The 21,170-nt window shown below is 70.7% G+C and carries 15 protein-coding genes and 2 tRNA genes; 12 read left to right on the forward strand and 5 right to left on the reverse strand.

Annotation, left to right across the window (positions count from 1 at the left end):
- Positions 1–5 precede the first annotated feature (5 nt).
- On the forward strand, positions 6–1,160 hold the full coding sequence (locus P8S73_RS09650) for a glycosyltransferase (RefSeq protein WP_208546787.1): 1,155 nt from the start codon (positions 6–8) through the stop codon (positions 1,158–1,160).
- Between the two features lie 99 nt (positions 1,161–1,259).
- Here P8S73_RS09650 and P8S73_RS09655 read toward each other — a convergent pair whose 3' ends face one another.
- Positions 1,260–2,762, reverse strand: coding sequence for a lipopolysaccharide biosynthesis protein (locus P8S73_RS09655; protein ID WP_070636674.1), 1,503 nt, complete (start codon positions 2,760–2,762; stop codon positions 1,260–1,262).
- 77 nt (positions 2,763–2,839) lie between these two features.
- On the opposite strand from P8S73_RS09655, the gene P8S73_RS09660 reads away from it, so the two are divergent.
- Both P8S73_RS09660 and P8S73_RS09665 read left to right on the forward strand, forming a co-directional pair.
- Positions 2,840–3,964: a glycosyltransferase gene (locus P8S73_RS09660; RefSeq protein WP_208546788.1), complete on the forward strand. Its 1,125-nt coding sequence runs from the start codon at positions 2,840–2,842 to the stop codon at positions 3,962–3,964.
- 77 nt (positions 3,965–4,041) lie between these two features.
- Positions 4,042–4,131: transfer RNA gene (locus P8S73_RS09665), tRNA-Ser, on the forward strand.
- Between the two features lie 79 nt (positions 4,132–4,210).
- Here the strand turns inward: P8S73_RS09665 and P8S73_RS09670 are convergent.
- The gene (locus tag P8S73_RS09670; RefSeq protein ID WP_070636676.1) at positions 4,211–5,695 is read right to left on the reverse strand and encodes an MDR family MFS transporter; all 1,485 of its coding nucleotides are present in this window, start codon (positions 5,693–5,695) and stop codon (positions 4,211–4,213) included.
- Positions 5,696–6,037: 342 nt separating this feature from the next.
- Here P8S73_RS09670 and P8S73_RS09675 point away from each other — a divergent pair, with 342 nt between their 5' ends.
- Positions 6,038–8,014 carry a S8 family serine peptidase gene (locus P8S73_RS09675; RefSeq protein ID WP_208546789.1) on the forward strand — a complete coding sequence of 659 codons (1,977 nt, stop codon included), beginning with the start codon at positions 6,038–6,040 and terminating at the stop codon, positions 8,012–8,014.
- Between the two features lie 87 nt (positions 8,015–8,101).
- Entirely contained in the window at positions 8,102–10,105 is a 2,004-nt protein-coding gene (locus tag P8S73_RS09680; RefSeq protein WP_208546791.1) for an FAD/NAD(P)-binding domain-containing protein, read from the forward strand.
- A 48-nt stretch (positions 10,106–10,153) separates the two neighbouring features.
- Here P8S73_RS09680 and P8S73_RS09685 read toward each other — a convergent pair whose 3' ends face one another.
- Both P8S73_RS09685 and P8S73_RS09690 read right to left on the reverse strand, forming a co-directional pair.
- A complete protein-coding gene (locus tag P8S73_RS09685) occupies positions 10,154–11,089 on the reverse strand; it encodes a sugar-binding transcriptional regulator (RefSeq protein ID WP_070636678.1) in 936 nt (311 codons plus the stop codon).
- 31 nt (positions 11,090–11,120) lie between these two features.
- Complete coding sequence (locus P8S73_RS09690; protein WP_019310515.1) at positions 11,121–12,338, reverse strand: NupC/NupG family nucleoside CNT transporter; 1,218 nt, start codon at positions 12,336–12,338, stop codon at positions 11,121–11,123.
- A gap of 174 nt (positions 12,339–12,512) precedes the next feature.
- Here P8S73_RS09690 and P8S73_RS09695 point away from each other — a divergent pair, with 174 nt between their 5' ends.
- The 3 genes from P8S73_RS09695 (at position 12,513) to P8S73_RS09705 (ending at position 16,260) form a co-directional block, all read left to right on the forward strand.
- Positions 12,513–13,808: a thymidine phosphorylase gene (locus P8S73_RS09695; protein WP_396350355.1), complete on the forward strand. Its 1,296-nt coding sequence runs from the start codon at positions 12,513–12,515 to the stop codon at positions 13,806–13,808.
- 92 nt (positions 13,809–13,900) lie between these two features.
- Positions 13,901–14,557, forward strand: coding sequence for a deoxyribose-phosphate aldolase (gene deoC, locus P8S73_RS09700; protein WP_039101062.1), 657 nt, complete (start codon positions 13,901–13,903; stop codon positions 14,555–14,557).
- The gene (locus tag P8S73_RS09705) at positions 14,557–16,260 is read left to right on the forward strand and encodes a phospho-sugar mutase (RefSeq protein ID WP_070636679.1); all 1,704 of its coding nucleotides are present in this window, start codon (positions 14,557–14,559) and stop codon (positions 16,258–16,260) included. The genes deoC and P8S73_RS09705 overlap by 1 nt, the downstream gene beginning before the upstream one ends.
- A gap of 97 nt (positions 16,261–16,357) precedes the next feature.
- Here the strand turns inward: P8S73_RS09705 and P8S73_RS09710 are convergent.
- A tRNA-Ser gene (locus tag P8S73_RS09710) sits at positions 16,358–16,445 on the reverse strand.
- A 223-nt stretch (positions 16,446–16,668) separates the two neighbouring features.
- On the opposite strand from P8S73_RS09710, the gene P8S73_RS09715 reads away from it, so the two are divergent.
- The 4 genes from P8S73_RS09715 to P8S73_RS09730 all read left to right on the forward strand — a co-directional run bounded on the left by P8S73_RS09715 (position 16,669) and on the right by P8S73_RS09730 (position 20,942).
- On the forward strand, positions 16,669–17,652 hold the full coding sequence (locus tag P8S73_RS09715) for an NAD(P)H-quinone oxidoreductase (protein WP_070636680.1): 984 nt from the start codon (positions 16,669–16,671) through the stop codon (positions 17,650–17,652).
- A gap of 116 nt (positions 17,653–17,768) precedes the next feature.
- On the forward strand, positions 17,769–20,054 hold the full coding sequence (locus tag P8S73_RS09720) for a carbon starvation CstA family protein (RefSeq protein WP_039101065.1): 2,286 nt from the start codon (positions 17,769–17,771) through the stop codon (positions 20,052–20,054).
- Complete coding sequence (locus P8S73_RS09725; RefSeq protein ID WP_039101066.1) at positions 20,054–20,278, forward strand: YbdD/YjiX family protein; 225 nt, start codon at positions 20,054–20,056, stop codon at positions 20,276–20,278. The genes P8S73_RS09720 and P8S73_RS09725 overlap by 1 nt, the downstream gene beginning before the upstream one ends.
- A 46-nt stretch (positions 20,279–20,324) precedes the next feature.
- Complete coding sequence (locus P8S73_RS09730; protein ID WP_039101067.1) at positions 20,325–20,942, forward strand: hypothetical protein; 618 nt, start codon at positions 20,325–20,327, stop codon at positions 20,940–20,942.
- Positions 20,943–21,170: the final 228 nt, after the last annotated feature.

The following is a 21,170-nucleotide window of genomic DNA, read 5'->3' on the forward strand; positions in this document are numbered from 1 at the left end:
ACGGCATGGCCCAGCACTCAGGTGATCCGCTCGTGGAGATCGTCATTCCCGTCCACTCCACATCACGTCCCATCGAACGCGCCGTGTCCTCCGCGCTTCGTGCGAGCCGAGGAGCCCGCCCGGGGCAGTGCCGCGTGACGGTGGTGGCGCACCACGTGTCCGCTGACGAGGTCCGGGCCGTCCTGTCCGCTGAGCAGCGCGCAGCGGTCACGGTGATCGAGTGCGAGGACCGTGGGAGCACGGCGGCGGTGCCCCGCAACGAAGCCCTTCGCCGCACCAGGGCACGCTACATCAGCTTCCTCGACAGCGACGACACCCTCGACGCGGGCGCGGTGACCCGGTGGCTCGGGATCGCCGAGCGCAGGGGCAGCGACCTCGTGATCCCCTTCCAGCACCACACGGGCCATCGAGTGGACATCACCCCCATCCTCCGCCCGTTCCGCAGCTCCCGTCTGGACCCGGTGAAGGATCGGCTGAGCTACCGCAGCACCGCCTTCGGTCTGGTGAGGACCGCCGTGGTGCGAGAGTGCGGACTGGAGTTTGACGAGTCGGTCGCCACGGGGGAGGACCAGTCCTTCGTCGTCGGGCTCTACGCCACGGCGGAGCGCATCGACTACGCGCCGGGCGGGCCAGGACTGCTGATGCATGCGGATGCCGCAGACCGGGTCTCGGGCCAGGTGGTTCCGGTGCGCCGGAGCGTGGAGGCCACCCTGCGACTCGAAGCCCAGCCGTGGTTCGCGGCTGCGCCGTCACTGCGGAGGTCGTACATTCTCAAGTGCCTCCGCGTGAACTGCTGCCCCGCGGTGGAGTCTGCGGTGCGGTCGGAGGAGTGGGACGAAGCGCGTGCTGAGACCGTCCTCCGAACGGTGAACGACCTGCTGGCGCTCGCTCCCGGTGCGGAGGGGTGTCTCTCCCGCGCCGACGTCGAGGTGCTGCGTCTGCTGCGCCATGGAGCGGACCGCGTGGACCTGCTGGGTGCCCTGGCCGCCCGACGGCGGTTCGCAACCCCCGCTGCCCTGCTCACCGAGGACCCCCGGCGGGTGCTCGACCGGCAGGCTCCGATGCGTATCGCTGCGGCCAGTGCCGTGCAGATCCTGCGCTACCGAGCCGGACGACGTCGCGGTCCCATCGCCCGACAGCCACACCGGGGAATGCCCTGACAGGTGCTGAGGCCAGGAGACCTGAGCAACCGCGTCGAGCCTCGCCGACCGTCACCGGGGCTGCAGCTATTCCGCTCGTTGAAGGGTGCCCGGCGCGACTCAGGAGCGACGAGTCCTGCGGCGCAGCTGCGTGACGCGCGGAGCGAGGTCCCGCCAGGAGAGGGCACACCAGGCCGCGAGGAACAGGACGGTGACGAGCACGTGCGATGCCAGGCTCGCGTGGTCCTTCTCGAACCAGAGTCCCAGGAGAACCAGTGCGTAGCCCGACACCACGCGCAGCATGAGTCCCGTCCAGGACATGCGGTCGTGGATCCACACGATCACCAGAGGGCCCAGGGAGCTCACCAGGCAGCCCACCAGGTAGCCCAGGGCCGCGGCCATCACCCCCAGTTCGGGGCCCCACCACAGGATGGTTCCCACGCCCAGCAGCAGGCCCACGGCGTTGCACGCGGCGAGGGCGCGCACGCCCCAGTTTTCGCCGCCGTTGAGTCGCGAGTTGGAGGCGTTGAAACTCGTGGCGGAGACCGCGAAGAAGAGCACGATGAGCAGAGGAGCGGCCTGGGTGAACTCTGCGGCGCGCGCGCTGTAGAGCAGGTGGATGATGGGCTCCGCCCACAGGATTCCCACCCCGAACACGGGCAGGAACACGAGCACCATGATCCGCAGGATCGAATCCAGCTGCCGGCGCATGCCGGGGAAGTCCCCGGCCGTGAACATGCGTGCCACCGCCGGCGCGAGCGCCACCAGCATGGAGGAGGACAGCATGCTCGCGGGCGTGGCGATGCTGACTGCTGCGGAGTACTGACCCACGGCCGAGGCCGTGTCGTAGTGCTTGCCCATGATCATGGAGAGCTGCAGCAGCCCGGAGGCCGTGAGGATGTTGATGGCCGCCCACACGGTGAACGTGTTGATCTCCCGCTTGAGCGGTCGGGGCAGAGGCCCGCCGGAGGTGCGGGGCCAGCCGGGGATCGCGTAGATGAGGTACCCCAGGCTCAGTGGGAGCAGCAGCAGGGGAGTGAACCCTCCGAGCAGGACCAGCAGCAGCAGGGTGAGGGTGACACCCGAGCTGATGCAGTCCCACACGGCAGTGGTGACGAACTGGTTGTTGCCGGTACGCACTCCACGCACAAAGTTGTAGGCGGACAGTGCGACCACCAGCAGACCCGCCGAGACCGCGTAGGAGGGTGGCAGGTGCAGAGACCACGTGGCCACCCCAACCGCCACCACGGCCAGCACGGCGGTGGCCAGCGCGGCGGTCCGGGACGTGTAGACCGCCACGGAGAGCTGCTCCTCGCGGTGCTGCTGTCCGCGCGCCATGGCGATGAACTTGGAGGCGGCGTTGCCTGAGGCCTGTGGCCACAGCAGCACGAGGAACAGCGCCAGGGAGATCGCCAGGTTGACCTGACCGAGGATCTCGCTGCCCAGCATGTTGCCGATCAGCAGGCTGTAGCCGAACCGGGACAGCCCCTGGACGAACACCGCCACCACGGTCAGAGCGAAGGACGAACCGATGGGGTTGTCCCTGTTCTCGTGGTTGGGAGGAGGGAAGAGGATCTTCCGCCACCGCCCGGTGGGTCTGGGCTGTGCTGGGGGCGTGGTCATCACGGGGAGTCTAGTTCACGGGTGCGCGTGTGCCGGTGGTCGGGCGGGAACTGAGAGCGCGTGGATAGAGTGGGCGCATGCGAATTCTGGTGGTCTCCACGTGGTACCCCGATCGGGACGCGCCGTTCCGCACGCCGTTCGTTCCCAGGCACGTTGCCGCCATCGCGCGCGACCACGAGGTGCACGTGGTTCACATCCGGCTCCTCGACCACGGCGCCCCGTGCGAGGAGAGCTGGGACGGAGTGGGCGTCACCCGGGTGGGCCTGGATCCCCGCCACCCCATGAGCGTGCTCCGGACGCTGGGGGTGCTGAGGACCTGGGCGTCGCACGCGGACGTGGTGCACACCATGGCGCTGTCCTCCGCGCTTGTCGCCGCGTCCCTGGCATGGTCCAGGCCGTGGGTGCACACGGAGCACTGGAACGGCGTGATCTTCCCCGAGCACGTTCATCCGGTCTGGGAACGGGTGGCCTGGTTGCGCCACGTGCTGCGTCTCCCCGACGCAGTCACGGGGGTGAGTTCCCTCATGACCAGCACGTTGGAGCGTTTCGCGCGTCCCGGCACCGTCCAGCGCATCGGCAATGTGGTGGAGCACAGCGAACTGGTGCCGCCCAAAGCGGCTCAGCCCTTCGCGCTGATGGCAGTGGGAGCCGCCACGGAGCACAAGGGGGCCGAACTCGCGGTGGAGACGGTGGCCTGGTTGCGGGACCGCGGCCACGACGCCTCTCTGGTGTGGGCGGGAGACGGTCCTCGTCGTGCGGCGGCCCTGGAGCGGGCCGCGGAGCTGGGAGTCGCCGACCACGTGTCGTTCCCCGGATTCCGCAGCCCCGAGCAGCTCTGGCAGCACTTCGCGGAGTCGTCGGTGTTCGTGCTGCCCTCCAGATCAGAGACCTTCTGCGTGGCGGCCGCGGAGGCACTCGCGGCCGGCCGGCCGGTGGTGATGGGCGATCAGGGGGGTCAGCGCGACTTCATTCGCCCGTCCAACGGTCGAATGGTGCCCACGCGCAGCGCTGAGGCCTTCGGCTCCGCCGTTGTGGACCTCGTGTCGGACCCCGGCACCGAGCCCCCCCAGGCGCTGGCGGACACCATCCGCCGGGAGTACGGGCGCGATGCCGTCGCGGACCAGCTCACCGGGCTCTACCAGGAGGTCACGGACGGCACGGTCGGCCGCCGCCGCAATAGTCGTCGGGCTCGAGGACGTTGACGCTTTGACCCGGCACTCTCGGGCCCTATAGTCTTGACACCGTTGTTTTCCTGGACTCAGTCCAGGGTTGACAGCGTGGAGACGTGCCAGAGCGGCCGAATGGACTTCACTGCTAATGAAGGGCTCGGATTAACCCCGGGCCGGGGGTTCAAATCCCCCCGTCTCCGCATTACGAGAAGGCCCCTGCCTCTCCGGGAACACCCGGGGGAGCAGGGGCCTTTCGCATACCCGGGCCGGGCGGTGCGCTCAGGCGACGTCGCCCGTGCGGGAGAGCTCCCTGGGCTCGCCGCGGCGCATGAAGAACGTGAGCACCAGGACGAGGGCGCCGATCACCGTGGCCGTGACGAACGCGGCGTGCACGCCCGGGATGGAGTCCGTGACCGTGGTGCCGTCCGGGCGCTGAGAGACCACCGTGCCGGCCTGCAGCACGCCCACGAGCAGTGCGGTGCCGGCACCGCCGGCCACCTGCTGCAGCGTGGAGAGCATCGCCGAACCGTGGGAGTACAGGTGCGGCGGCAGCGGGTTCAGTCCGGAGGTGAAAGCCGGGGTGAAGATCAGTGCCAGCCCCACGGACATCGCGATCTGCAGCGTCACGATCCACCACACGGGGGTGTCCGCCTCCAGGCGGGAGAACCCGAACATCACGAGGGTCAGCAGAGCGGCACCCGGAACGGTCAGAGGGCGGGGTCCCCACGCGTCGAAGAGCCTGCCGACCACGGGGCCCAGCAGACCCATCACGAGGCCGCCGGGGAGCAGGATCAGCCCGGTCTCCAGGGTGTCCAGGCCACGGCCGGTCTGGAGGTAGAGGGGCAGCACGATGACCCCGCCGAACAGCGTCATCATGCCGAGGGCGAGGACAGCCACCGAGACAGTGAACTCCCGGTAGCGAAAGGTCCTCATGTCCAGGAACGGCTCGTTGCGCCGCTGCAGGCGCGTCTGGCGCCACACGAACAGACCCACCAGCACCACGCCCAGCGCAAGTACGGTGGCGCCGCCCGCGGCGGACGAGAACCAGCTCGGGTCGGACCCGGTCTCGGAACCGGCCGCGCCCACGGCGGAGAGCCCCTGCACCAGGGAGCCGAAACCCAGCACGGACAGCACCACCGACGGCAGGTCCAGGCGAAGGGTGCCGCGCTCGCTCACGTCCTTGAGCCGCAGCAGCCCGATCGCCAGGGCCAGCAGGGCGATGGGGAGCACGAACCAGAAGATGGTGCGCCACGGGAAGTGGGCCAGGATCAGGCCCGAGAGCGTGGGCCCGAGGGCCGGAGCCACGGAGATCACGATCGACACGTTGCCCATGACCACACCGCGGCGCTGACGGGGCACGAGCATCAGGATGGTGGTCATCAGCAGGGGCAGCATGATGGCGGAGCCGAAGGCCTGGACCACGCGGGCGAGGATCAGCACCCCGAAGCTGGGGGTCACCGCCGCCAGCAGGGTGCCCAGGGCGAAGCTGCCCATGGCCAGGGCGAACACGGCGCGGGTGCTGAAGCGTTGCAGCAGGAACCCGGTGGTGGGGATGACCACCGCCATGGTGAGCATGAAGGACGTGGTGACCCACTGGACCGTGGCGGCGCTCACGGACATGTCCTCCATGATGTGCGGCAGCGCCACGTTGAGAACGGTCTCGTTGAGGATCACCACGAACGCGGCCACGAGCAGCACCGCGATGGTCGCGGTGGCTCCGGCGGCTGACTGCGGTCGTTCTTCGGCCTGTGCGGCAGAGGACATGGGGGAGCTCCGAACGGTCTGGGGAGGTGGTGCCCGTCCGCAGGGGAGACCGGCGGGGGCCGCGCAAGCATAGCGGCGTGTCCGCGCAGCGGCAAGGCTGTCACACGTTCACGGGAGAACGCGAGCCGCCGGGCGCTGCGCACCGTCCGGGGGTCACGAGCGGGGCGTCGTGCGCGGTCTGGTGGGCGGCGTGCCGCCCGCCCCCCCGTCACAATTCGGACGGCACCGTGTTTGCTCCCGCATATCGATGCACATGGATACACTCCAAAACAGCACCAGGTCCACTCCCGCCCGCTCGGGTCCGCGGCGTACCGGACCCGGGCCGGAGCAGGAGGAACGGGCATGGGCAGTGCACGAGTGCGGGGTTGGATCGCGGCGGGAGTGTCGCTGGCAGTGATCGCCGCGGCAGTACCGGCGGCTGCGGCGCCCCCGGATGGAGCGGCGTCGTCGGGAGAGCAGGCCGCGCAGGCGCAGCCGGCGGTGACCGGGGGAGTGGCCACCCTGGGCCGGGGGTCGGCAGGGCAGGGCCGTGTGCTCCCCGAGACGGACCGGTTCGTGGTGGAGTACAAGGAGGGCGTGCCCCGGGAGCACCGCAGTGCCGCGCTCGCTCAAGCCTCGCAGACCGCTGACGTCCCGCGGGCGGAGACGGTCCGGGCCACGGGCAGCGGTGAGGATGTCGTGGAGACGGACACCATGCTCTCCCCTGCGGAGCAGAAGGACATGGTGGCCGCTATCGAGGCCAACCCTGCCGTGGAGTCCGCGGAGCCCGACCAGATCGTGGTGGGGGCGCTCGCCGCGACACCTCCCGCCACCCCGAACGACACGAACTGGAACTACCAGTGGGGCCCGCGCAACATCGGCGTGCCGAACGCGTGGTGGCAGGGCACCGGTCAGGGCGTGGTGATCGGCATTGCGGACACTGGCCAGATCAACCACCCGGACCTCAACGCCAAGACGGTGCCCGGCTACGACTTCCTCTCCGACACCTACCACTCGCGGGACGGCAACGGGCGTGACGCGAACCCGCAGGACCAGGGGGACTGGAGCCCGGGGCGGCCGTCCTGGTGGCACGGTTCGCACGTGGCGGGCATCGCCGCCGCGCAGACGAACAACAGGATGGGCATCGCCGGTGTGGCCCCCGACGCGAAGGTCCAGCATGCCCGCGTTCTCGGGGCGGACGGCCGCGGGTACGTATCGGACATCGCGGACGGCGTGATGTGGTCTGCGGGCATTCCCATCCCGGGAGTGCCCCGGAACACGAACCCGGCCAAGGTGGTCAACCTGTCGGAGGCGTGGGACTCCGGTAGCTGTCCCGCGGTGATGCAGAACGCGATCAACCGGATGCACAAGATCAACGTGCCGCTCGTGGTGGCGGCCGGCAACGCGGCCAAGAGCGCGAACCTGGCCGCGCCCGCCAACTGCGGGGGCGCCATCGTGGTGGGGGCCACGAATTCCCACAACCAGCTCACCGGATACTCCAACTGGGGGCCGATGCTCGACGTCGTGGCTCCGGGGGGAGACGCGGGCGCCCCCATCTGGTCCACGGTCAACACGGGCACCTACTCGATCGGCAAGCCGAGCTACGGAGACCTCAGTGGAACCTCCATGGCGGCCCCGCACGTGGCCGGGGTGATCGCGATCATGAAGGAGCGGAACCCGGATCTGGGCGTCGAGGCCATCCGGAGCACTCTTCGCAGCACCGGCACCCCCGTGAACGGCTACCGGAAGGTGAACGGCTATGCGGCGGCGCGAGCCGTGCCCAAGGCCAAGCCCACGGTGCGCGGCGCCATTGCCACCTATTACAACGCCCACGGCGGCGCTGCTGCCATGGGTGCACCCACCACGGGGGAGCAGAGCACGGGAACGGGCGGGGTGGTCCAAAGTTTCGTGAAGAACGGCCGCACCACGCGGATCTACTGGTCTCCCGGCACAGGAGCGCACAGGGTGGACACCTGGACGGGGATTGGTGCGCGCTACGTGAAGCTGGGCGGACACGCAGCACTCGGGCTGCCGCACAAGGACGAGCAGCCCACCGCCACGGGCGGGGCCTACCAGAGCTTCGTGGACCCGCAGACCCGGCGTGCCACCAAGATGATGTGGAGCAAGGCCACCGGCGCGCAGCCCGTGGTGGAGACGTCAGCCATCGGGCAGCGGTGGTCCCGCGACGGCTACGAGGCCGGTGCCGGCTACCCCACCTCACCCGAGGTGAAGACCTCAACGGGTGCGTACCAGCGCTTCCGCAACGTGAAGACCGGTGAGACCACGCAGTACACCTGGACACGGAGCACGGGGAAGGTGGTCCGCATCGCCGTCCGCTGACCGCCCGCAGAACGGCCCGGGGTGCGGCTCGGGCGCCTGACTCCGGGATGAACCTGCCCCGCCCTGCCCGTCGATATCCTGGACGGCATGGGTATACAGCAGCGCGTGGTGGTGGTGGGGGCCGGTCCCCGTGGTCTGTCGGTCGTGGAACGGCTCGTGGCCCGTTCGGCGCACACGGGGGACCGCGTCCACATCGACCTGGTGGATCCCTTCCCTCCTGGCCCGGGGCACGTGTGGCGCACGGACCAGTCGGACGTGTTCCTCATGAACACACCCTCCCTGTTCCCCACCGTCATCGCGGCACCCGGGGCCCTGGAGGTGCCCTCGCCGGAACCGCTGCGGGGGATGAGCTTCGAGCGGTGGCGCCGCGGCGTCGTCGCCGGGGAGATCACGCCCGTGACGCCGCTCTCGCCGGAGCAGAGCGCGGCGCTCGCGGAGCTCACCCCCCAGGGCTACCCGCCGCGCGCCGTCTACGGGCGCTACCTCGAGTGGGTGTTCGCCACGCTGCAGGAGAACCTCCCGGACACGGTGCGCCTGCAGGTGCACCGCGGAGAGGCCGTGGACGCGTGGGTCCGTTCCGAGGGCCGGCACCGCTACGCGGTGGAGCTGTCGGGCGGGCTCGTGCTCCCGGCGGACGCGGTGGTGCTCGCCCTGGGCCACCTGGACGCGCACCTGCGCCCGGCGCAGAAGGACCTGGTGGACGGGGCCGCCGAGCACGGCCTCACGTACTGGCCGCCCACCGTGCCCGCGGACGCCTTCTGGTCCGAGCTGCCGAGCGGTGAGACGGTCCTGGTGCGCGGCATGGGTCTGAACTTCTGCGACGCGCTGGCGCGGTTCACCGAGGGCCGTGGTGGCTCGTTCGACACCGACCCGAACAACCCCGAACGGTTGGTCTACCACCCCTCGGGGCGCGAGCCGAAGATCGTGGCCGGGTCCCGGCGGGGCACCCCCTACCGCGCGAAGCCCGTGCTGCAGGGCTACTACGCGCAGTCCCTCCAGACCCGGTTCTTCACCCTGGACGCCGTGCAGGAGCTGGCGGAGGACTCGCAGCGGGCCCTGTCCTTCGAACGGCAGCTGTGGCCGCTGATCCGCAAGGACGTGATCTGGAACTACTACACGGTCCTGGCCCGCACCGCGCCCGAGGCCTTCCAGTCCGATCCGCAGCAGTTCCTGCGGGAGCTCGACGAGATCCTCCTGGACACCACCGACCCCGGCTGGTCGCACCACAGTGACGCCCTGATCTCCGACGCCGTGGTCCCCGGCCGGCAGCTGCAGCAGGCACGGCTGGCCCGTCCGTTCGAGGACGTTAGCTTCGCGAGCCACGACGAGTACGCTGCGGCGGTCGTGCACTACCTGGACCGCGATGTCCACGGCTCGTTGCGCGGCGAGGACGACCCCGTGAAGATGGCGATCGCGTCCCTCAACGCCGCGCGCACGGTGCTCAAGTGCGTCCTCGCGGAGATCGGGATCTCGGACTCCTCGTGGGTCCACGAGCTGCGCCGCCAGTTCGAGCCCCTCGTGGAAGGCCTCGCCTCGGGCCCGCCCGTGCTGCGGATCCAGCAGCTCGCGGCGCTCACCCGGGCGGGCGTGGTCCGCTTCCTCGGCCCCGAGCCCCGTTTCGTGGTGGACCGCACCGAGGGGTGCTTCGTGGCGGCCTCTCCGTGGGTCGAGGACGCACCGGTGCGCTCGCGGTGGCTCATCGAGGCGATGTCCCCCACCAACGACGTCCACCGCAACATCTCGCCGCTGCTCACCCACATGCACGAGCGCGGGCTGGTGCGCGCCCGCCTCATGGAGACCCAGGACGGCGCGAGCCCCGAGTCCAGCTCGGGTCTGGACGTGAGCATCGAGCGCGCCCGCGGCACCCGGGACGACGACGCCGCGTCCCGGTCCTTCGTCTACCGCGCCGTGGGCGCCGGAGACCAGGCGGAGGAGGGGATCTACGTAATCGGCCTGCAGCTGTCCTCGGTGCAGTGGGGCGTGTCCATCGCCGCGGAGGCCGAGGCTCCGGCTCACCTTGGCTCCCGCACGATCGCGGACGCGGACCAGATCGCGCAGGACGTCTTCGCGGGGGCGCGGCGCGAACCGTGAGCGGGGCGCCCGGGGCGCGGGCGGCGTCGTCGTCGTGGGGCGGTGTGCTCAGCCGAGGACGGCGCGGGCGGTCCGCTCGTCCGTGACCAGGTGGGAGACGAAACCCGCCTGCAGGACTGCGCGCAGCACGGGCACCTTGGCGGCCCCTCCGGCCACGCAGATCCGGATCTCCTTGCGGCGCAGCGCCTCCAGGGGGATGGACACGGTGCGTTCGTCCAGCTCGGGGACGGCCACCCGGCCGTGCTCGTCGATGAAGTGTGAGCACAGGTCGCCCACGGCGTCGCGCGTGACCCCGGCGCGTTCGGAGGGTGACAGGACGTCCCTCATGAGCAGGGGAGAGTCCTCCGGCACCGATCCCACGGTGAAGATCGCGGTGCGTGCGCTGCGGCCCAGGTCCAGGACGTACTTGATGCTCCGGTCCTGCTCCACCACCTGCCTGACCTCGTGGCTGTCGAAGAGCATGGGCAGCGGCAGGGTGTGGGGGTAGGCGGAAAACGCGGCGCACAGCAGCCGGATCGTCTCGTGGTGGCCCACGAGCGGTGAGGCCAGGCTGCTGCCGCCCTTGAGCTGGACCATGTGCACCCCGCTGCGCGGCTGGGGCGTCAGTGCCTGGGCCACCGCCCGCATGGTCCGGCCCCACGTGATGCCCACGAGATCGCCGTCGGCCACGTTCTCCTCGAGCACCTGGGCACCCATGCCGCCGAGCTCGTGCAGCAGCTCCTCGTCCGTGTCCGCCGCGGCCACCACGCGCGCCTGCGCGAGGCCGAAGCGCTCGCACAGCTGCCGGCCCACGTCCGAGGACACGGCGCGGGGATCGCGGATCTCGATGCTCACGAACCCCCGGTCCTTGGCGTGCTGCAGCAGCTTGGAAACCGTGGGCCGGGAGATCGACAGCTTCCGGGCGATGTCCGCCTGGGGCAGGCCGCGCTGGTAGTACAGCCGCGCCACGTCCAGGGACTGGGCGTCCCGTGAGCTCAGCTCCACGCGCCGAGCTCCCGTCCGGGGAGGGAGCCGGTCACAGGCCCATGATCACGCCGACGAGCGCGGCGTTGAGCATGTTGGTGAGGAAGCCGGCGAACAGGGCGAACATGCCCAGCTGGGCCACGTCCGCGCGCCGGTCCGGTGCCAGCCCGCCGAACGAGCCGATCTGGATGGCGATCGACGACAGGTTGGCGAAGCCCGCCAGGGCGAACGTGGTGATCAGCACCGACTGGGGCTGCAGGTCCGGGATGGCCGGGCCGAAGGACGTGTAGCCCACGAACTCGTTGAGGATGGTCTTCTGGCCGATGAAGTTGCCCACCTGTGCGGCGTCCTCCCACGGCACGCCGATGGCCCAGGCGAGCGGTGCGAAGAGGATCCCGAACAGGCCCTCGAGGGACCAGCCCTCGAAGCCGAAGAGCGAGCCGAACCACTCCAGACCGCCGGACACCATGGCGATCAGGGCGATGAAGGCGATGAGCAGGCAGCCCACGATCACCGCGATCCTGCCGCCGCTCAGGGCGCCGTTGCCGATGGCGTCGATGAGGTTCTTGGACTCGGTGTCCTTCACCTTGAGCGTGTTGACAGACGCCACGGACTCCTCGGTCTCCGGCATGAGGGCCTTGGCGATCAGCAGGGAGCCGGGAGCGTTCATCACGGAGGCCGCGAGCAGGTAGGGCAGCGGCGCGCCCAGCAGCGAGTAGCCCACCAGGGTGGAGCCCGCCGCGGCGGCGAAGCCACCGGTCATGCACGTGAACAGCTCTGAGCGGGTCAGCTTGCTCAGGTAGGGCTTGATCACCAGCGGAGCCTCGCTCTGCCCCAGGAAGATCACCGTGGCCGCGAACACGGACTCCACCTTGGAGGTTCCCATGATCTTGTTCAGCGCCGTGCCCACGACGTGGACGAAAACCTGGATCACCCGCAGGTAGTACAGGCCACCGATGAGCGCGCCCAGGAAGATGATCACGGGCAGGACGCTCAGCGCGAAGACGAAGCCGTTGTCCTCGCTGACCAGCCCGCCGAAGACGAACATGACGCCCTCGTTGGTGAAGCTAATGAGCTTCTGGATCAGGTCCGAGACCCACTTCAACGCCGCGTAGCCGGCTTCCCACTTGAGGATCAGCAGCGCGACCCCCGCCTGCAGGGCGAGCCCCACGCCTAGCGTGCGCCACTTGATGGCGTGCCGGTGGCGGGAGAACAGGATGATGATGCCCAGGATGAGCGCAATGCCCACCAGGCCCTGGAAACGGCCCACGGTGACCCCAGCTTTCGTTGTCCGGCACGGCGGCGACGGTGCCGCAGCGTGCACATTTGTCAAAACTATAAGTGCCAGAATTTCCGAATCGACGCATAGGATGGAGAACGAGTCGTGTCGCGGGCGCGCACCCGCACCAGCACGGCGCCGCATCTACACGAGGGAGTGAGCACGATGGTCGAATCGTTCGACGCCGTTGACGTGATCCGCATGAAGAGGGATCGCCAGACGCTGTCCCCGGAGGCCATCAACTGGGTGATCGACGCCTACACCCGCGGTGTGGTGGCGGACGAGCAGATGTCCGCCCTGGCCATGGCCATCTTCCTCAACGGCATGGACCGCACCGAGATCTCCCGGTGGACGCAGGCCATGATCGACTCCGGCGAGCGCATGAACTTCCAGGCGCTGTCCCGGCCCACCGCGGACAAGCACTCGACCGGGGGCGTGGGGGACAAAATCACGCTGCCGCTCGCCCCGCTGGTTGCGAGCTTCGGGGTGGCGGTGCCGCAGCTCTCGGGCCGCGGGCTGGGCCACACGGGCGGCACCCTGGACAAGATGGAGGCCATCCCCGGGTGGCAGGCGGATCTGTCCAACGAGCGCATGATGGAGATCCTGGACACGGTGGGCGCGGTGATCTGCGCGGCCGGCAGCGGCCTGGCACCCGCGGACAAGAAGCTCTACGCGCTGCGCGACACCACCTCCACGGTGGAGTGCATCCCCCTGATCGCGTCCTCGATCATGTCCAAGAAGATCGCCGAGGGCACGGGTGCCCTGGTGCTGGACGTCAAGACCGGCCCGGGCGCGTTCATGAAGCTCGAGCAGGACGCCCGCGAGCTCGCGCGCACCATGGTGGACCTGGGCAAGGACCACGGCGTGAACACCGTCGCCCTGCTCACGGACATGTCCCGCCCGCTCGGACGCACGGTGGGCAACGCCCTGGAGGTGCGCGAGTCCGTGGAGGTGCTCGCCGGGGGCGGGCCCAGCGACGTCGTGCGCCTGACCGTGGCGCTCGCGCAGGAGATGCTCGCCGCGGCCGGTGTGAAGGACGCGGACGTGGAGGCCGTGCTGCGGGACGGCCGGGCCATGGACTCCTGGAAGAAGATGGTGGCCGCTCAGGGTGGCGACCCGGAGGCTCCGCTGCCCGTGGCGAAGCACACGCAGGACGTGCTGGCCGAGACGGACGGCGTGCTCACCGAGATGGACGCGATGTCCGTGGGCGTGGCGTCGTGGCGCCTCGGCGCGGGCCGCGCCCGGCAGGGGGACCCCGTGCAGGCCGGTGCCGGTGTGGAGATCCACGCGGTGCCCGGCGAGCGGGTCACCCGTGGGCAGAAGCTGTTTACCCTGCACACGGACACCCCGGAGCGCTTCGAGCGCGCGCTGGAGTCCCTGACCGGCGGCGCGACCATCGACCCCGACGCCGCGGACGGCACCGGCGCCCGCGAAGACGTCGTCATCGACAGGATCGACTGAGTCAGCGCCCCGCACTGCCGTGCCCGCGGCGTGCTCCACGACCGTTGCCGGTGCGGACCGCACGGCAGCCCGAAACCACTGAGGAGAACCACATGATCACCCGCGCAGAGCTGGCCGCCATGGTCGACCACACCCTGCTCAAGCCCGAGTCCACCGCCCAGCAGGTCGCGGACCTCGCCCGCGAGGCCGCTGACCTGGGGGCCTACTCCATCTGCGTCTCGCCGTCCCGTCTGGACGTGGAGCTTCCCGAGGGCGTGAAGCTGGCCACCGTGTGCGGCTTCCCCTCCGGCGCCCACCCCTCCGAGGTCAAGGCCGTGGAGGCCGCGGACTCCGTGGCCCAGGGCGCGGACGAGGTGGACATGGTCATCAACCTCGGTCTCGCGATGGACGGCGACTGGGACGGCGTGCAGGAGGACATCGAGGCCGTGCGTGCCGCGTGCCCCGAGCCCACCGTCCTGAAGGTCATCATCGAGTCCGCGGCGCTGGACGACGAGCAGATCGTGGCCGCGTGCCGGGCTGCCGAGGCCGCCGGGGCGGACTTCGTGAAGACGTCCACGGGCTTCCACCCCGCCGGCGGCGCGAGCGTGGAGGCCGTGCGGCTCATGGCCGAGACGGTCGGCGGCCGCCTGGGTGTGAAAGCTTCGGGTGGCATCCGCACCACGGAGGCCGCACTGGCCATGATCGACGCCGGGGCCACCCGCCTGGGGCTCTCCGGCACGGCTTCTGTACTGGAAGGACTGGATTCCTGATGAACACGCAGCTGGCAGATCGCGTCCAGCAGTGGCTGGAGCACGACCCCGACGAGCGCACGCGCGCCGAGCTGAGCGCGCTGCTGGAGAAAGCACGGGGCGGGGACGACGCCGCCGCGGCGGACCTCGAGTCCCGCTTCGAGGGGCCCCTCATGTTCGGCACCGCCGGGCTGCGCGCCGCGGTCGGTGCGGGGGAGTCCCGCATGAACCGCGCCGTGGTGATCCGCGCGAGCGCCGGGCTGGCCTCGTTCCTCGTGGACCGCGTGGGCTCCGAGCCCCTCGTGGTGGTGGGCTGCGACGCCCGGCACGGTTCCGAGGACTTCGCCGCCGATGCCGCCGCGGTGTTCGCCGCGGCCGGCTGCCGGGCGGTGCGCCTGCCCGCCCAGCTGCCCACGCCGCTCGTGGCCTACGCCGTGCGTGAGCTCGGCGCGGACGCCGGTGTGATGGTCACGGCCTCCCACAACCCGCCCGCGGACAACGGCTACAAGGTGTACCTCGGTGCCCGCGCCGTGGCCGGCGACGACGAGATGGGCGTGCAGATCGTGCCGCCGGACGACGCCCGGATCGCCGAGCGCATCGCGGCCGCCCCTTTCGCGGACGAGGTCCCCCGCGACCCCGAGTCCGTGACCAGCGCCGAGGACTCGGTGCTGGACGGCTACGTCCGCCGCGCCGCCTCCCTGCGGGCCGGCGCGGGCGAGGGCCAGGAGATCCGGATCGCCCTGACGCCCATGCACGGCGTGGGTCTGGGCACCGCCCTGCGCGTCCTGGACGAGGCCGGCTTCCCGAACGTCTCGGTGGTGGCCGAGCAGGCCGAGCCGGACCCCGACTTCCCCACCGTGGCGTTCCCCAACCCGGAGGAGCCCGGCGCCATGGACCTGCTCATGGCGCTCGCGGCCCAGGAGGACGCGGACGTGGCCATCGCCATGGACCCGGACGCCGACCGCTGCGCGGTGGCCATCCCCACCGGCGCAGGCACCGGGGACCCGCTGCGCGACTGGCGCCGTCTGAGCGGCGACGAGATCGGGGCCCTGCTCGGCGAGGACGCGGCCTCCGACCCCGACCGCGCGGGGGACACCCTGGCGTGCTCGATCGTCTCCGGTCGGCTGCTGGGGCGCATTGCCGAGAACCACGGGCTCTCCTTCCGCCAGACCCTCACGGGCTTCAAGTGGATCGCCCGCACCCCCGGGCTGCGCTTCGGCTACGAGGAGGCGATCGGCTACTGCACCGACCCCACCGCCGTGCGCGACAAGGACGGGGTGTCCACCGCGGTGCGCGTCGCCTCGCTGGTCGCCCGGCTCAAGGAGCGCGGCACCACGGTCCAGGACGAGCTGGACCGGCTGGCCCACATGCACGGGCTCTTCGCCACGGCACCGCTGACGTTCCGCGTGGCGGACCTCTCGCTCATCACCCGCGGCATGCAGCGGCTGCGCGAGAACCCGCCCACGGAGCTCGCGGGGTCCCCGATCGCGGAGTTCGTGGACCTGGCCAAGGGCAGCCCCGAGCTGCTGCCCACCGAGGGGATCCTCATGCGCACCGAGGCCGACGACCGCGTGATCGTGCGACCCTCCGGCACGGAGCCCAAGCTCAAGTGCTACCTGGAGGTCGTGCTCCCGGTGCTGGACGACGCCGTGGTCCCGCGGGAGGACGCCGCCCACCGGCTGCAGCAGATCAGCACGCAGCTGCGGGAGGTCGTGGGTCTGTGAGTTCCGGGCCCGGCGCCGCCTCCCCGGGGCGGTGACCGCAGCCCACGACGAAGCCCCTGTCACCTGGCGATCCAGGGGACAGGGGCTTCGTGCTGCGCGGAAGGTAAGGGATTTGAACCCTTGGTACGGGTTTACCGCACACTGGTTTTCAAGACCAGCTCCTTAGGCCGCTCGGACAACCTTCCTTCGCCCGGTCCCGCACGGGGCGGTCTCGGACAAGTGGCCATTATTCCACGCGGCGCGCACGGGGTGCCACCGTGCCGGCCCGGGGACGACGCCGCTCCGCCGCCTCCCACGGGGCGGTGCGGCTGTCCGCCAGGCGGGAACAGCGGCGTCGTCCCCTGGCGCGGGCGGCGGCACCGGCGGGAGGATGGGCACGAACGAGCCGACGAGCGAGAGGAAGCAACCATGCGAGCCGTACGAGATCTGCGGTCCGGTGGCCCCGAGGTCCTGGAGGTCACCGAGGTGGCGGAACCGGAGCTGACCCCCGGTGGGGTGCTGATCGAGGTGACCGCCGCCGGGCTGAACCGCGCGGACATGCTGCAGCGGCAGGGCCACTACCCGGTGCCCGAGGACGCCACGGACGTGTTCGGTCTGGAGGTCTCCGGGACCGTGCTGGAGCTCGGACAGGAGGTGCCGGAGACGCTGGGCTTCGCCGTGGGGGACCGCGTGGTCGCGCTGGTGGACTCCGGGGGCTACGCCGAGCGCGCGGTGGCTCCGTGGGAGCAGGTGCTCCCGCTGCCCGACGGCGTGGACCCGGTGGCTGCCGCGGGACTGCCGGAGGTTGCCGCCACGGTGTTCTCCAACGTGTTCATGGCCGCCGCCGCGCGCGAGGGGGAGACCCTCCTGGTGCACGGCGGTGCGGGTGGGATCGGCACGCACGCGATCCAGGTGGCGCGGGCCCTGGGCATGCGGGTGCTGGCCACCGTGGGCAGTGCGGAGAAGGCCCGGGTGGTGGAGGAACTGGGCGCCACCGCGATCAGCTACCGGGACGAGGACTTCGTGGTCCGCGCCCGGGAACTCACCGACGGTCGCGGGGTGGACGTGATCCTGGACGTCGTGGGCGCCAAGTACCTCGAGCCCAACCTGCGGGCGCTCGCCGCGAACGGGCGCATCGTGGTCATCGGGATGCAGGGCGGGGCCAAGGGTGAACTGGACGTGGGCCTGCTGCTGCAGAAGCGTGCCGCGCTCATCGGCACCACGCTGCGGGCACGCCCCGCCACGGAGAAGGCGGCGATCATGGCCGCGGTGCGTGAGCACGTCTGGCCGCTGCTGGCCTCCGGTGCCGTGCGGCCCCTCGTGTCCCGCACGTTCCCCCTCGACCAGGTGCGTGAGGCCCACGAGTACTTCGACAGCGGCTCCCACGTGGGCAAGGTGCTGCTGAGCATGTGACGCGCGCGGCGCCGGGCGGGGCCACCTGGGCGGGCGCGTGGCGCGGCTCGCATACAATCGTGCGCACCATCACACGCGTTTTCCAGCGTGCTGGCACGACGTTCGGAGCCTTCCCCATGAGCACCACACACCACCAGGCGGCGGGAGCACCCCGCCCGGCGGACGAGAGCCACGCCGGTCTTCCGCCCAACCACGTGGACCCCGAGGTCCTGGACCGCGAACAGACCCGGTGGACCCCGTTGCGGATCGCCCTGTGGGTGGGCGTGGCCCTGCTCGGTGGGGTGGCCTGGTCCATGATCGCGTTCGCGCGCGAGGAGTCCATCAACGCGATCTGGTTCGTGTTCGCGGCCGTGTGCAGCTACTTCATCGCGTACCGCTTCTACTCCAAGTTCATCGAGATGAAGCTGACCCGGCCGGACGACCGGCGCGCGACCCCCGCGGAGTACCACGCCAACGGCAAGGACTACATGCCCACGGACCGGCGGGTGCTCTACGGACACCACTTCGCCGCGATCGCGGGGGCGGGACCGCTCGTGGGACCCGTGCTGGCCGCGCAGATGGGCTACCTGCCGGGGACCATCTGGATCATCGTGGGCGTCATCCTGGCCGGCGCGGTCCAGGACTACCTGGTGCTGTTCTTCTCCATGCGCCGGGGCGGGCGCTCCCTCGGGCAGATGGCCCGTGAGGAGCTGGGCGTGGTCGGTGGCTACGCCGCGATCGTGGCCACGCTCGCGATCATGGTCATCATCGTGGCCATCCTGGCCCTCGTGGTGGTCAACTCGCTGGGCGAGTCCCCGTGGGGTGTGTTCTCGGTGGGGATGACCATCCCCATCGCCCTGTTCATGGGCGTGTACCTGCGCTACCTGCGCCCCGGCAAGGTCATGGAGATCTCCGTGATCGGCTTCGTGCTCCTCATGGCGGCCATTGTGGGCGGCGGCTGGGTGGCGAACACCGAGCTGGGCGTCCAGCTGTTCACCCTGGACCGGGTCACCCTCGCGTGGTGCGTGATCGGCTACGGCTTCGTGGCCGCCGTGCTGCCCGTGTGGCTGCTGCTCTCCCCGCGCGACTACCTGTCCACCTTCATGAAGGTGGGCACCATCGCGCTGCTCGCCGTGGCCATCGTGGTCGTTCGGCCCGAGATCACCACGCCGGCCGTCAGCGAGTTCGCGAGCCGCACGGACGGGCCGGCCTTCACGGGCTCGCTGTTCCCGTTCCTGTTCGTGACCATTGCGTGCGGAGCGCTGTCCGGCTTCCACGCCCTGATCGCCTCCGGAACGACCCCCAAGATGATCGAGAAGGAGCGCCAGGCGCGGTTCGTGGGCTACGGCGGCATGCTCATGGAGTCCTTTGTGGCCATCATGGCGCTCGTGGCCGCGGTGTCGATCGACCGCGGCATCTACTTCGCCATGAACGCCTCTCCCGCCGCCACCATGGGCACCGTGGAGGGCGCGGCGGCCTACGTGAACTCCCTCGGGCTCTCCGGCGTGCACGTGACCCCCGAGATGCTCCAGGGGACGGCGGACGCGGTGGGCGAGGAGTCCATCGTCTCCCGCACGGGCGGCGCCCCCACCCTCGCGGTGGGACTGGCCCACATCATGAACCAGTGGTTCGGCGGAGCCTCCATGATGAGCTTCTGGTACCACTTCGCCATCATGTTCGAGGCGCTGTTCATCCTCACGGCGGTAGACGCCGGGACCCGCGTGGCCCGGTTCATGCTCACCGACACCCTGGGCAACTTCTTCCCCAGGTTCCGGGACGCGAACTGGCGCGCCGGAGCGTGGCTCACCACCGCGGTCATGGTCGCGGGCTGGGGTTCCATCCTGATCCTGGGCGTCACCGACCCCCTCGGCGGGATCAACACGTTCTTCCCGCTGTTCGGCATCGCCAACCAGCTCCTGGCGGCCATCGCCCTGGCCGTGTGCCTCGCGATCGCCGCGAACATGGGGCGGTTCAAGTACCTCTGGATCATCCTGCTGCCGCTCGCGTTCGACGTGGTGGTCACGGTGACCGGTTCGTGGCTGAAGATCTTCTCCTCGGACCCCAAGGTGGGGTACTGGGCCAGTCACTTCGCGGTCAAGGACGCCCTGGAGCAGGGCAGGACCAGCTTCGGGGCGGCCAAGGACGTCGCGGCCATGGAGGCGGTGGTCCGCAACACGTTCGTGCAGGGCAGCCTGTCCATCCTGTTCGTGGTGCTCACGATCATCGTGGTGGTGATGGCCGTGGTGGAGACGGTAAAGGCCCTGCGGGGCCACCAGCGCCGCACGCGCGAGGACCCCTTCGTCGAGTCGCGGATCTACGCGCCGTCGGGGCTGATCGCCACCCCGTCCGAGAAGGCGCTCGAGAAGCAGTGGGCGGCCCTTCCGCTCGAGCTGCGCACCCCCACGGGCGGAGGCCACCACTGATGCCCGGGGCCGAGGAGGCGGAGCTCACCACGCGCGGTGTGCTCGTGTCCTGGTGGCAGCGCGCGCTGCGCTTCGGCAACGGTGTGCTGGGCGCGGACAAGTACGAGCGCTACCTCGAGTACCACCGGGCCACCGGGAGTGCTGCGGCTCCCATGACGGAGCGGGAGTTCTGGCGCGACTACCAGGACTGGCAGGATGCGCACCCCGAGGGGCGGTGCTGCTGAGGGGATAGCATGGACCGCTGCCGGCGGACACGGGAAAGAGGCTTCGGTGGGATTCTTCGGTGAGTACAGGGCCACGCGCCGTGACGAGCGCGAGCTCGGGGAGGGCGTATGGCGCCGCGCGCACGACCGCTTCAAGCGGGGCCTGGACCGGTACCACCAGATCCTCGAGTCCGTGCGGGACCCCGAGCTGCGGGAGGCCGCGGTCCCGGTGGCGAACGACCTCGCGGACCTGCTGCCGCGGGTGCGTGCCGTGTGCACGGAGGCCCACCTCCGTGCCCCGTCCCAGACCCAGGACATTCCGCACTCCTCGTCCGGCTACCTCTCGGACGTCCACCGCCAGCTCTCCCGTGCCGGCAACGCCATGGCACAGACCGCGGAGGCTCTAACCATGGCGCGTTTCGCCGCCCAGGGCACTCAGCGCTCCGGGGCTCCCGACTCCGCGGAGGGTGACCGGGGTCCCGGAGCTGCCGGCTCTGCGGAGGGCGCGCGGGTCCCCCGGCAGGGGCTGTCCGCGGGGGGCGACGCCGCCGGGGCCATGCGGCGACCCGACGCGCCGAGCCCGGGGGTCGGCTCCGTCCAGCGCCGCTTCGCGGTGGTACAAGAGCACGTGGATTCGGCGGAGTCCCTCTTGGCGGCCCACCAGGGAGATCGAGCCGCACGCTGAGCGGGCGGCCGCCGAGGGCATCCCTGGACTGCGGTGAGCCGAACGACCGGTCGGGCAGAGACGCGCCGAGCGGCGTTGGGCGGGCGGGCACTCCAGGTGCTGGCCAGGGGCCGTGGAGAGGTCTGCCGGGTTGTGTCCGGGCGGTGCCCCGGGACCCCTCCAGCCCTCGACCGTCTCCGGTCACCGGAAGCGTCTCCGGGGCACCGGTGTGTCCCCTGTGGTGGACCT

This window comes from Kocuria sp. ChxB (assembly GCF_044359605.1).
GTDB lineage: Bacteria > Actinomycetota > Actinomycetes > Actinomycetales > Micrococcaceae > Kocuria > Kocuria rhizophila.

What these genes read in the sequence shown, in the direction of transcription:
- P8S73_RS09650 (WP_208546787.1), top strand. Translation starts at nt 6, where the DNA reads ATGGCCCAGCACTCAGGTGATCCGCTCGTGGAGATCGTCATTCCCGTC.
- P8S73_RS09720 (WP_039101065.1), top strand. Translation starts at nt 17,769, where the DNA reads ATGAGCACCACACACCACCAGGCGGCGGGAGCACCCCGCCCGGCGGAC.
- P8S73_RS09670 (WP_070636676.1), bottom strand. Translation starts at nt 5,695, where the DNA reads ATGTCCTCTGCCGCACAGGCCGAAGAACGACCGCAGTCAGCCGCCGGA.
- deoC (WP_039101062.1), top strand. Translation starts at nt 13,901, where the DNA reads ATGATCACCCGCGCAGAGCTGGCCGCCATGGTCGACCACACCCTGCTC.
- P8S73_RS09695 (WP_396350355.1), top strand. Translation starts at nt 12,513, where the DNA reads ATGGTCGAATCGTTCGACGCCGTTGACGTGATCCGCATGAAGAGGGAT.
- P8S73_RS09725 (WP_039101066.1), top strand. Translation starts at nt 20,054, where the DNA reads ATGCCCGGGGCCGAGGAGGCGGAGCTCACCACGCGCGGTGTGCTCGTG.
- P8S73_RS09705 (WP_070636679.1), top strand. Translation starts at nt 14,557, where the DNA reads ATGAACACGCAGCTGGCAGATCGCGTCCAGCAGTGGCTGGAGCACGAC.
- P8S73_RS09715 (WP_070636680.1), top strand. Translation starts at nt 16,669, where the DNA reads ATGCGAGCCGTACGAGATCTGCGGTCCGGTGGCCCCGAGGTCCTGGAG.
- P8S73_RS09675 (WP_208546789.1), top strand. Translation starts at nt 6,038, where the DNA reads ATGGGCAGTGCACGAGTGCGGGGTTGGATCGCGGCGGGAGTGTCGCTG.
- P8S73_RS09655 (WP_070636674.1), bottom strand. Translation starts at nt 2,762, where the DNA reads ATGACCACGCCCCCAGCACAGCCCAGACCCACCGGGCGGTGGCGGAAG.
- P8S73_RS09680 (WP_208546791.1), top strand. Translation starts at nt 8,102, where the DNA reads ATGGGTATACAGCAGCGCGTGGTGGTGGTGGGGGCCGGTCCCCGTGGT.
- P8S73_RS09660 (WP_208546788.1), top strand. Translation starts at nt 2,840, where the DNA reads ATGCGAATTCTGGTGGTCTCCACGTGGTACCCCGATCGGGACGCGCCG.